The sequence below is a fragment of the Paenibacillus sp. SZ31 genome (genome assembly GCF_012912005.1).
Lineage (GTDB): Bacteria > Bacillota > Bacilli > Paenibacillales > Paenibacillaceae > Paenibacillus.
Genome location: NZ_JABBEA010000006.1, coordinates 106428 through 118464 on the forward strand (window position 1 = coordinate 106428; position 12037 = coordinate 118464).

The 12037-nt window shown below is 50.4% G+C and carries 12 protein-coding genes; all 12 read right to left on the minus strand.

What is annotated here, in order from left to right; genetic code table 11:
- Positions 1 to 91: 91 nt before the first annotated feature.
- From HF638_RS14220 to HF638_RS14275, 12 genes are read right to left on the minus strand one after another with little or no spacing between them, the layout of a single operon-like run.
- Entirely contained in the window at positions 92 to 880 is a 789-nt protein-coding gene (locus tag HF638_RS14220; protein WP_169480786.1) for a 4'-phosphopantetheinyl transferase family protein, read from the minus strand.
- A gap of 34 nt (positions 881 to 914) precedes the next feature.
- Positions 915 to 2138 (minus strand): M16 family metallopeptidase, encoded by a 1224-nt coding sequence (locus tag HF638_RS14225; protein WP_169480787.1) that lies wholly within the window; start codon positions 2136 to 2138, stop codon positions 915 to 917.
- On the minus strand, positions 2131 to 3438 hold the full coding sequence (locus tag HF638_RS14230; RefSeq protein ID WP_169480788.1) for a M16 family metallopeptidase: 1308 nt from the start codon (positions 3436 to 3438) through the stop codon (positions 2131 to 2133). The genes HF638_RS14225 and HF638_RS14230 overlap by 8 nt, the downstream gene beginning before the upstream one ends.
- Positions 3439 to 3462: 24 nt before the next feature.
- Complete coding sequence (locus HF638_RS14235) at positions 3463 to 4440, minus strand: LpxL/LpxP family acyltransferase (RefSeq protein ID WP_169480789.1); 978 nt, start codon at positions 4438 to 4440, stop codon at positions 3463 to 3465.
- A gap of 2 nt (positions 4441 to 4442) precedes the next feature.
- Positions 4443 to 5624 carry an arginase family protein gene (locus HF638_RS14240; RefSeq protein ID WP_169480790.1) on the minus strand — a complete coding sequence of 394 codons (1182 nt, stop codon included), beginning with the start codon at positions 5622 to 5624 and terminating at the stop codon, positions 4443 to 4445.
- A gap of 27 nt (positions 5625 to 5651) precedes the next feature.
- Positions 5652 to 7040, minus strand: coding sequence for an MATE family efflux transporter (locus HF638_RS14245; protein WP_169480791.1), 1389 nt, complete (start codon positions 7038 to 7040; stop codon positions 5652 to 5654).
- Between the two features lie 18 nt (positions 7041 to 7058).
- Positions 7059 to 8027 carry a hypothetical protein gene (locus tag HF638_RS14250; RefSeq protein WP_169480792.1) on the minus strand — a complete coding sequence of 323 codons (969 nt, stop codon included), beginning with the start codon at positions 8025 to 8027 and terminating at the stop codon, positions 7059 to 7061.
- Positions 8020 to 9177: an acyl-CoA dehydrogenase family protein gene (locus HF638_RS14255; RefSeq protein WP_169480793.1), complete on the minus strand. Its 1158-nt coding sequence runs from the start codon at positions 9175 to 9177 to the stop codon at positions 8020 to 8022. The genes HF638_RS14250 and HF638_RS14255 overlap by 8 nt, the downstream gene beginning before the upstream one ends.
- Positions 9177 to 9899 (minus strand): hypothetical protein, encoded by a 723-nt coding sequence (locus HF638_RS14260; protein WP_169480794.1) that lies wholly within the window; start codon positions 9897 to 9899, stop codon positions 9177 to 9179. The genes HF638_RS14255 and HF638_RS14260 overlap by 1 nt, the downstream gene beginning before the upstream one ends.
- A 15-nt stretch (positions 9900 to 9914) precedes the next feature.
- Entirely contained in the window at positions 9915 to 10871 is a 957-nt protein-coding gene (locus HF638_RS14265) for a 3-oxoacyl-[acyl-carrier-protein] synthase III C-terminal domain-containing protein (protein ID WP_169480795.1), read from the minus strand.
- Positions 10872 to 10891: 20 nt separating this feature from the next.
- Positions 10892 to 11770 (minus strand): hypothetical protein, encoded by an 879-nt coding sequence (locus HF638_RS14270; protein ID WP_169480796.1) that lies wholly within the window; start codon positions 11768 to 11770, stop codon positions 10892 to 10894.
- Entirely contained in the window at positions 11770 to 12030 is a 261-nt protein-coding gene (locus HF638_RS14275) for an acyl carrier protein (protein ID WP_017690901.1), read from the minus strand. The genes HF638_RS14270 and HF638_RS14275 overlap by 1 nt, the downstream gene beginning before the upstream one ends.
- Positions 12031 to 12037 lie beyond the last annotated feature (7 nt).

Sequence of the window (12037 nt, forward strand, 5' to 3'; positions counted from 1 at the left end):
ACATTGGTAAATTAAGGTACCATTTGTCCATATTATAGGTAATGCCAATGTTTAGACAATAGATATGTAAGATTTAATTTCCTATCTCCCTTTAGCATTGTATATGATCCGCCACATTCATCCGGCGTACGAGTGATCTCTCCGTCCCCGTCACGCATAATGATGCGGAATAGCCCTTGCCCATATTCAGGGAATGCAATACATAATTCTGACCGGCCCATTCCAGCACATGTTCATGATTACGTATAGCCTGTACTGTATTCAGATTTCTCCACTGCCCACATAAAGATTGACCTGAAGCCTTGATCCAGGCCTCCTTGCCTGTGAGGACTTTCCACAGCAGGGAAGAAGAATCCTCTCCGGAACATATGGCTTCCAGCACATGATCCCGCTCCTCTGACGTCAGGAAACGTTGGATGATGGCTTTCTCTCGAAGTAGTGGACGTACCCATTCCACATCCACGCCAAGCTCGTTGTTAGTGGATGTAACCGCCAGTACACACAGCCCATTCGTATGCGAAAGGCTGAATTGCGGACCTCCCACGAGATAAGGCTTTCCGGAAGTGCCATATTCAAATCGAATATCCCTTGCCTGAAGCTGCATGTACTGTGCCAGTACTCTTCGCAAGAAAACCCTTGAAATCATCCAGCAATGAGCCTTTAGACGTGAGGTTTTGCTGATTCTGACCATACGTTCATGTTCTTCTGAAGTCATTGCATCGGAGTCCATGGCAGCCGCTGTCTGCAGTTGATCCTCCCTTATGGGCAAAGTCTGTGTCCAAATATGGACCTCCGGTTCTCCTGAAAATGGCGTGAACGTATTATTCCCTTGTTCCCTCATTGCCAGAAGGCTGCTGATTGTTCCGGTTCTGGAATCCATAAGGCCCTCCTCCCTATCCGGGGTTACGTACATGCTATCGTATAACAACCATCTTCAGACGAGCAGACGTTGCAATAGTTCTGAGACCACTCCTAACCTCTTCTTCTGTCAATTCAAGTGCATACGTGCCAAGCTGCATATAATCCAGTCCGATCACCTCATATTCGGAGACGTGCATGCATCGCTGTTTTAATGAATCCTTGTCTGCATAATACTTGCTTAACCACTTCATCCGCGCATGGTTCAAGTTGGATAGGGACAGCGTTCCGTTCTGAATATGCTCACACGTCTCCTCAACCCGGTTATATAAAGAAACGGGATCTGCTGAATACCCACAAGCATTCGAAAAGGCAAATTCCTTACGATAATAGTGGTCCCATTCTGCACCCTTATGAAGCAGACCCAACTCCATACATTCCGCGTGGAAATCGGAAGTTTCACCCAGTAAGGCTTCAATGCCGATCATGCAAGCAATTTGCTCTTTTAACTGCATCCCATCTTCGGCACGGAACCCATACCTTACAAGCGGCAAGGACAATCCGCATTCAATCTCCCGATATTGATTATTGGAATCCTCACCTAAATAGTGGAGTGTAACTTCTGGCAGGTAGGAAGCATTCAGTGGTTCCATTACAGGGAATTGTTCCAGCATATCCACAATGAACTCTGCTTCAACCGGACCGGCAACCGCTACCGCCATTCTCCCTGTGGCATAGCGAGTGTTGTAGGCATGATTCAGCTCATCCGTTGTCATTTGGTATATACTGTCCAGTGTGCCTGCAACATCCATCGTGATGGGGTGATTGTTGCCATACATCATCTGAGTTAACTGCTGCAACGCTCGCCAGGAGGGTCGGTCTGCATACATGGAAAGCTCCTGATGAATGGCGGACCGTTCCTGCTCCAGATGCATCGGGGTGAAATATGGAGCAGCTAACATGCCGGTGAACAACTCCAGACTTCGTTTCAAATCGCCTGTGCAGGCCATTTGATAAGTCGTTACATCGTAACGCGTCAATGCAGATGTCGAAGCTCCCAGAGTATGAAATAGCGGCTTGACAGGCCGTTGATCCGGATTGTAGAACATCATATGCTCAAGGAAATGTGCTCTGCCAGGCAGGGCTGCATCATGGATTGAGCCATAGGACACGGACCACGAAACAAAAGTATGATGGAACTGGGGTTCGGGGAAAATGTGGACCGACAGACCATTGGACAAGCGCCTGCGGACAGGTGCGATATTCACAATACTATTCATGAGTCACCTCCTGCACTGGTGCGGAATATTCATTCTCAGGATACAAAATCCAGGTGACAGCCTTTTTCATGCCAGAGGCTACCTCGGCCACTTGTTCCCCAGTAATGCAGGTTATGGCTTCCAGGAATTGCGGAGTTGTCATCTGGACCCGGTTGAGCAATCGATCGATATGAAGGTTGACCACCTGCTCAGGCAGATCGTATCCCACTTGCACATAATGCATCACATTTTGAATAGCTCTATTCAGCTCTACTTCCTGAATGTCTCCGCTGCATATCCTCAGCCATTCAGCATCTATCGCTTCAAGCACCTCTGTCACATATCCACTGCTTGTTCCCGTTGTCACATGAAGCGTCCCCCGATAATCATCCAGTGTGCTGTAGATCTGATACACCCATTGCTTTCGTTCACGAAGCTCGGATTGAAGCCTGGACGCAGGCGTAGCGCCAAAAAGGGAATGAAACAGAAACAGGGCAGCGTAGTCCGACGATCCATACGTCACCCCGGTGGTGAAGGTCACATTAATCTTGCATTGCTGAACATCCATCAGTTCAAGCATCATCTCGCCTTCCTCCCTGCGCTCAGTAGGCTCATCATGCCCAATCACATATGGAGTTTCTCCCCCCTCAGCTGCGACAACCGAAGGCAAAAAGGCCTCCATGACCTGAGCTATCATCACATCCGACTGGAAATCACCGATCACATGAATATGTAGTGGGCTGCAAAGCACCTCCCGGTACCATTGCTGCAATTCACCATCATGCACACAATGTTGCAGTTGCTCCACGTCGGCATCCCTGCTTCGTTCCGTATACCCAAGCCATTCCAGACTGCGCCCCTGTACCACCTTGTCCCAATTGGACACATCATAGCCAGCATGATGTTCTGCCCAAGCAAGTTCCTCCTGGATCTGCGCTTCATCAAAATCAAATTCGCCCTTAAGGCTCGGTTCGAACATCATGTCTGCGAGCAGCTTCAGCGCATCGAGCGTCCGTGCATCGGTCCCGGGCAGCAACCCTGCAGGGATACGCAACCGGATGGATGCGAGCTGAGTCTCCCCCTTCTGCTCCAATTCGCATCTTAGCTCGTCGGCATACATAGACCATAGTTGCTGCTGTAGCTTTCTTTTGCCGAGAGAATCCTGCCTGAAAAGTAACCGCACAATGACTGCAAACACCGCTGATGGAATCCTTCCCTGTTCGTTAACGATACCCAGATGGAGATAACAGTTGGCGTATTGGCTTGTTGGCATCACATGGACCGATAGACGATTGTATTGCTCCGTAATGAAAGACTGCATCCTTGCCTCCCCCTTATCTGACGGTTAACCCAAATTGTAGATCATGCCACTCGCGGTGTTCAGTCCAAGCTGACCGAATCCCTCCAGCGGCTTGGAGAACCAGTCCACCTGACTCTCAGCTTCCGCTGAATGAAGGTTAGTCTCATCCTCTTTCCAGTGAATCACTTGCTGATGGTGACGGTCCCAGAATCTCCATAATGCAGGCTGCTTCAGCAGTTGATTGCGAAACGGCTCATATACACGCCCTGCTGATTCCTGAATATCCCCTTCTAAGATGAAGGGCGGCAAGAAAACAATTTTGGAACGAAAATCTTCAGTCAATGTCATGAAATAGGGGCATACAGGCTTGCGTGTCTTGGCTAAAATACGAAAAATACCACTCCTCGTCCGGATGCGTGAACTCAGGAAAGGAAGCTCCACTGCGCGATTATCCGCGTTGAACCCGGTCTGCCCATCTACGAAAAGGTTGAATGAACCTCCCTTCCGCAAATGAGAATATAATCGTATGCCAATCATCTCATCCTCGGCATTCAGCAGATCAGCACCTGCAAACTGCCGTAGGGTGTTCCAGGACGACAGCTTCTGTTCCTGCTCTACGGTACCTTGTTCAGCGACCAGATAGAAGGGTAATCCGGACTTCATGTGGCCTGCGCGAATCTCCTGTCCGATGGTGATCATGTTATGTCTGACAAATCCATAATGCCAGGTCAACAAGGCGCCACCTTCCTGCAACGTCGCTTGCAGATGCTCAAGCCCCTCGACTTCATCCCAATCCATAAAGGAGTACGGACTTTTTTTGTGTTCGTCAACCGTCCGCAAAAAAGCCAGATAATCCATCCAGATCGATTCCGGTGACGATTCCGGTTGAAGAGGTGCAAGCTCCTTAACAATATTCATTAGCGCATAGAAGAATCCCAGTTGAATTCCGTCTGTCTTTTCCCTATACAACTCCTCCCTGACCTGTTCCTTATGTAACGTATATAATGTATGAAAATCCTCCATCCTTACACCTCCTGTATGCCCTGATTCATGGATACTCCCGCTCCCGACAGCATTCCTTCCCTGGCTGCGCTAGTTCTGGAAGACGATTCAAACCGCCGACGATTCCGGTCGATACCATCCATCATATAGACCAACATCCGAAGCGCCAGCTCATATTGTCCAGGTATTTGCCGATCCGACTGCACACCCTGTCCTTCAACCATATCCATCCCTTCATAAGATAACGGGACTTCCAGCGCTGCAATAACGCAGTCTCGAATATTCTGCCACGTCGGTCCTGCAGCAATCGGAAAATCAACAAATGGGAAGATTCCCGGATCAAGGGAATCCAAGTCAAACGTTAAATAAGCCGAGTCGACATCGTACTTCTGCCTTACCTCGTTCAGAACATGGCTCACCCTCTCGGGTGTCATATGCTCTGCCGATATCTGAATCAAGCCAGGATGGCTATACATCTGATCTGCTGAGCGAAGACCACGCAGGCCGATCTGTACAACAGCAGCAACCGTACCCTGCTCTAGCAAATGTCTCACAAAATTGGAGTGACTGGGATGCTCCTGATGGATGGCATCGATACCGCAATCATGATGAGCATCGAACTGGACCAGCACTCTTCGACTGCCCTGGGCCTTTGCCATCATCTGAAGCACAGCATGCGTAATAGAATGGTCTCCGCCAATGCAGCACAATAGCGCCTGTTGATCCAGCGCATGATCCAGTGCGGCCGCAAGACCTTTTTTATAAGGAACAGCTGTATCCGCCTCCGCTTCATTCATAAGACAAGTACCCCAATCTTGCATCGCTACGCTCTCAAGCAATCGTCTCCCACTTCCAATATCGTACAAGCTCGAATTCCCGGACTCTTGCAACGATGGATAGATGACCTTTTTCCACGATTCTACGCGTAACGCATGCGCAAGTCCGGCAACGGAGGAGTTTAACATGCTTGTCCCACCGGAATGGGGAATACCCAAGATCCCCAGTTGAGGAGCCCGATGACCGATGAGAGGCTCATACAAAAAAAAAGGCGCTTCCGCAGGTTCCACCCCCGGCAAATCCGGGGGGAGTTGTGGTTCCAGCTCTTTCGCAGGTTCCAGCTCATAAAACTGGCTGAACGTTTCATCCGCAGCAATCCACGCATCTGCAATGCGACGTACCAGATAAGCAGGTTCTGATGTTTTCATGCAAAAGCCTCCTGTACGTAGTTAGAGTCAAGTCTGTGTGGAATAGCTTTTATTCGGCAACGTCGCTTCACCTTCTGTACTGATATCCTTATCCGCAGAAGGTTCGACGTATTCCCGCTTCAGCATTCGCATGAAAGGCAGGAAGAACGACGACATGCCGACCACATTCATGCCAGCAATCACCGCATAGAAGTAAGTAACCTCATTGAAAGCCCGAGTTAGTCCCCAGCCAAGTGCGATAATAATCAGAAAATACACCGCATTCAGGAGTATGGCCTGGTATCCGCGCCCACTCTGCTCCATCGTCAGCAAGGTTGTCATCATGGGACCCATGCCAATATAGGAAAGAGCCACGATGGACAGATACCTTGCCGCTTCGGCTCGGGTTGCTGCGTCTTCGATCAGAAATGCGATAAGCGGATCTCGCCAGATCCAGACGGCAACGGCAATGATCACATACAGAACAAAGGATTGCAGCAGACCTTGGCGATAACTTGCATAGGCCCTTGGCCGGTGTGGTGATTGCAAATTATGATTGATGATAATGCCAATGGCCGATCCAATGACGATACCCGGTAGGATCGCCATCGTCTGAATTCGATAACCAACGCCAAAGCCAGCAACCGCCCCTTCTCCAAAGTGACTGACAATTTTATTGAAAAAAAATGTACTCAGAAAAATCATGCAGTACGAGATGAACACAGGAATACCGACATGCCTGAGGGCCTTCAGATGTTTTTGTGCAAAAGCAAAGCGTTCAAAGATCATTTCCCGACGAATGAACAGAATAAGCAGAGAAATAGCCAAGGATAAGACGGAAGTGATCAGGTTAGCATAGATGATGCCCTTCAGATCCAACCCGAAGACCGACACAAATGTATACACGAGAGCAATGTTTAGCATCGCCATCCCAACCGCGTTCCACGACGCTGCCTGTGCCCGGCCCAGTCCTCGTAACGCCGCACTGGTCACTGCAGCCAGGACAGCCGGGATGCTCACTGCCATCATGCCCCCTACGTACAGCGTAAACATGGGCCCAATGTCGGCAGGCACATGGTAAAACCATGAGAGCACAGGGGTCAGTAACATCACAATTCCCCCGGTCAGAATGGCAAGCAGCATTGCACTGCCCATCATGTGCACGAATAGCTGGGTAAATGCACGAGAGCCCCCGGCACGACTGCGCGCCACCGCGACCTGAACAGACAGCTGCATCGCTTCGATGATGGCAATCATGACGAAGGAGACAGGAATATACAATGAGAGCACATATAATACACTTTGACTCGTATGACCCAGGAAAAATACATTGGCCAGTTGTGTAATCACGTTAACCAGAGAAGCGAGCAGCATCGGAACGGCCGTACGGAATAACAAACGATGGATCGAGCCGGCCGTATAATCGATCCCCTGCATGGGGTTCACCTCCACAATTCATGAAGTCATAATTTCTTGATTCATCGCAAGCCTGCTGAGGATCGGCAGACGTATCACATGCACGCAACAAGCGGATATCATCCGATCATCATCCCATGAGACCAGCATGACCCGATCATCTGGCCTGATAATCCCCCGCTCTAGCTTATCTGCCAGCTGTATCCATACATCTCCGCTCTGATAATCGGTTCGTGGTACGCAGATGGTCTTGGAAGGGGAAATATGCAAAACAGCACTGCTATTGAGACGTAATCCCAGTCTCGACTGAAGAATGACGTGCTCGGCTGCATGGCTATCCATCCAATCGCGGATCATGCCGAGTGCCTCGGATGCAAAAGCCATGGCTTCATCCGATCTGATGATCCGTTTTCCCGCATAGTGTACCTGCAACGCTCCTTGACCTAGGCCTGCCTCAAGTGCAACCGCCATGTCGCCCAGATCGCCCTTAGGTTCAGATGGTTGACCATATCCAATCTGTCCGTCATCATGGAGAATCCGCTGCTCCACCAGCACAATCGCAGTCCGTTCGTTAGGAAGCATGCTCCAAAGAGCAACCTGAATGGCCTCGGTGCCTGCGAGCGCACCCATATGGGTAATACCAATGGGATGATCAACTCGCCACGGAGCCGTTTCAAGCATTCGGGCAAGTGGAGCATTCAATGCATGTCGTTCGGGACAGGTCTGGGCAAGGATCAACCAATCCCAATGCGGCTTTGTGGACAACTGCTCCAGCACCATAAGCGCAAGATCACCGGCCGTCACCCGTCTCCCATCTGCCATAAGGGAGCGAGTCAGCGTTCCCACGCGACCATAATAGTGATCCTCCATGTATATGTGCGGCGATACATAAACATAATCATCCGGTGTTGGCCAATCCAGCGTGTACAGATGATCCTCCGCAGTAAGCCAGCAAATATGATCCACATAGATTGGCGCGCCAATATCACCATGAAGTGAATCAGACATGCTGCATCTTCCCGTTGGCATACGCCTGAAAAACGTTAATCTTCTGAATGGACGTTGTGCCTTCCATGAACTCAAAGGCCCTTGCATCGCGATACCATTTGTTCAGCAGAGGATGCTCCAGCATGGAACCTGGCCCCATCATCTCCAGTGCCCATTCCGTCGCTTCCTCGGCAACTGACGCAGCCCGTATTTTACTAAGGGAAGCCAGATATCCCTTATTCGCATCATGGTCAATCTCTGCTGCTGCATTCCGAATCATGCTGCGCAGCGCGTGCAGACGCATCTCCAGTCGCTCCAATTCTGTCTTTTCACGTTCTGTAAAGATCGTTCTGTGCTCCACAACATAATCATAAGCAGCCTGTGCAACACCAAGCGCCAATGCCGCCACACTAGGGCGCATCCGGTGGAATGTACGCAGTGCTCCCCACAGTCCACGCTTGGTTGGGCTTAAATGACGACCCAGAATATCTTTCTCTTCCAGTGGGAAAGCCTCGAATTGCAGATGGCTGAGTTGCAGACCGCGAAGCCCCATCGTGTCCAGCGGGGTTGCTGTGAAACCCGGCAGAGAAGGATCAACTATAGCGACCTGAATGCCCAGAGGCGTACGATTGGTCTGGGCGAATACCAGTCCAATACTCGCCCGGTGTCCGTTCCCAATGTAGAATTTATGTCCGGTTAGTTCCATTCCCCCATCCGGATGTCGCGTAATTCGCGTGCTGATCTCGGTTGCATCTGAACCCTTCTCCGGCTCTGACAAGGCAAAAATAGCCCAAGCCGGACCTTTCAGAAAGTGGCTATAAAATCGCTCCTTCTGTTCCTCATCGCCCAAGTCAATCATGACGATGCTGGACATGGAAGGACCAGGTCCTCCTAGAAAAACACCCGCATCTCCTGCGGACAACTGCTCGATCGTAATGACTCTTTCCAGCGAAGAGAGTCCATAATATCGATCCTGACCTATGGTTACAATTGGCTGGCCGCCATACTCCGGGGGAATCATCATATGATTGATGGCCTGCAGGGCAGACGTGTGCAAGAACTCGGTGAGCCGGTCTGGCTCCCGGTCAATCGTCAGGCCGATCTGACGAAGCTCCGCAGCATACTGCTTCATCACATGCTCGAAAATCGCAATCGTTGATGGAGTAATCATCAATATTCCTCCTTAGCTGGCAACAGCATGTTCTTCACCAGTTGGCCTGCATATGTATATGCAGATACGCCATGTCTCAAAAAACCGAAACCGCCGCCAAGACGTTGAATCTGTCTGAAGGCTTCGTCCAATTCCTGATGTATCCACGCATGAACCCGGACCGATGGAAGACCTGGATTTACTGAGAGGAAGCGGTCTTCAGGCAATGTTTCCGCCATGTAGAGCGTTGTCAGGATGTCAGCGACCATGCCTTTGACGAGCTGGTGCTGAAACGTGGATTGTCCGCCCGATATTCGCACCGACAAATGCCTGCGAACCTGCTCCAAGCCAGCCTTGCACAGCTCTACGCGGAACTCAAGCAGGCGTGTTCTCAGCTCATTCGAGGTCACTTTCTCGCCTGATATCTCAGCCTTCTCACCCTCATTCGGCTGTACCTTGTATAACAGTAGTCCGGAGGGCTCCAGCATCCGATCCTGTACATGAACAGCATGTAGTTGGTTCCAACGATACAGCCCCGCTGATTCTTCATGCCAAAGTAAAGCATCTTGTTCCATGAGATGAGCGGTCGCGAGCACGTAGGGACCTGTTGCCAAAAGCACTGGACGATTGTTAACCAGTAAGGTTTTTGCCTCCAACATTTCCGATATCGGAGCAACGGGGCTGCCTGCTGCCTTTGATCCGACGGGCTTTGCATCCGGGCCCTGGAATTCAATAACGTGCATTGTCATTCCTCCTGTTCATTCTTCTTCGCATCCTCCATGCTCCACCAGTGCAAAACCAAAAAAACTGCCGAGCCCGATACTGACCATGATGGAGCGTCCCTTCCTGCACACCCAGTCCTGCTCCAATCCCGAACTCAGGTTAATAAACGGATCAGTGGAAAAGGTATGTCCGATTCGCTGAATGTTATCCAGATATATCCGTTCAAGTCCAACTCCCGTGCGTCGCGAGAATTCCTTCCAGGTAGTCCAGTTCACATTATGGGGAAAAATATGATCCACATCTTCGAAACTCAGGCCTTGCGTTGACAGCAGCTCTTCCATCCCTTGAATGATATGGTCCACATACAATCGGTTAAATGCCGAGATCTCATCGGCGGTTGCATGATAACCAGTATGGAACCGGGTATCTCGCAGCACATGCGCCGCCTGAACGACATGCTGACAGCTCTCTCTGCTCAATAGAACGGCTACAGCAGAATCACCCAGAATGGCTGATTTGCGCAGATAGCGCCATTCGGGAGGCAAAAAATTGAATTGATCCGCACAGATCAACAACACATTCCGAATGTGAGGCTGCGTTTGCGAGATTCGCTCAAGCCATTGAAGAGCGGCTATCGACGATGCACAGTTCATTTGGGATATGCCATAGAACGGTACATGTTCCAGCCCGAAGCGCTGGAGGACACGCTGCACAAGCCTGTAATCGCTCGGTGTCTGCACCTGGAAGGAATGGACATAGAGAACAAGGTCGATTCCGGAAAGAGCAGGTTTGGTCTGGAGCCGTTCCACAGCCTGTGCGATCGTATCGTCAAGCATCTGGCCCGATTCCGTTACAGGCACACCTTCCAGGCGGTGGTACTTGCGCAGAAACTGAAGCTCGCCTTTCCCAAGCTCCAGGGCAGCCAGCACCTCTTCCGGCTGCTGAATCTGTTCAGGCAGATAGACGCCAATATCCACAATACCGAACCCCAATGTTCTCCCTCCTTCTGCGATTAGTGTCCATCCATACTCCATTCACAAGTTCGGATCAGCAAGGCGTGAATAAACGAATCCGTCTGCTCCAGATGCATAAGACATATGTACTCGCCTCCGTCCTTCTCTTCCAGTAACTCCTGTAATGCGAAGAATGGCGCTGCACTCCAGCGCGATGGATCATAATAACTCTTCGATCCACATTCGCTGTACCAGGCAGCCTGATTGCACAGCTGCTCCAGATCAGGATGGATGAGCAGGTTAATCTGATTCCGGTGAATGGATGCCTGGGCACATAATCGATCCAGTACCATCTCCGCAGTATCGGCTATGGAATGCTCGGCATGTCGCATCTCTACACCAAGCAGGGAAGGCCCTACGCCTGTCATCCGATCAAGGTATATTGCTGCAGCCGTGTCCGGCCCAGGTGGTGATTCAAGTTCCTTCGTTTCATAGGGAAGAGCCGTCTGATCCATGACCAGCAGCATGCCTTTCATGTAACCTTCTCTGCCCAGATAATGCTGAAGCATGTGGAGCGCCGCAAAAGGAGCACCAAAACCAAGATCATTTACAGCAAAACTGATAAAACGGGCCTGATAACGATCCATCAAATAATTCACAATCGATATATCCGGGCGGGTATTCGGAAAATTGTATGCCAGCAGCAGCACATCCACATCCTTCATGACCCGATCAAGTCCCGTCTCCTCCAGCAGTTCCACACTCATCTCGTGATAGGCATTGTTGTTACGCCCCTGCAAAAGTTGTACGTCGTACTTGATCGGAGTACCTGCGAGCATATCCTGATGAAATCGCAGCAGTTCCGGATGATCGAACGGAGGCTTCTTCTCCGAGAACAGCCTGACTCCCATCTCCCGTATGGCAACAGGCGAAGCCATCAGGCCGCAATGAGCTGCTTCTCAATATAAGCAGCCAGGGAACCTACCGTATCAAATACATCGGGCTCCAGATCATCCGGGTCAATCTCCAGACCTTCAATTCGGTCTTCCAGCGTCATCAGCAGTTCCAGAACCGAGGTCGAATCCAGATAGAGTTCGTCAAATAAAGATGTGCTTAATTGAATATCCTGCCTTGCTTCCGTATTTAACACTTCAGCAAGGGCACCCTTGATCTCTTCAAGCAATACTGCAGTCGTCATGATCATC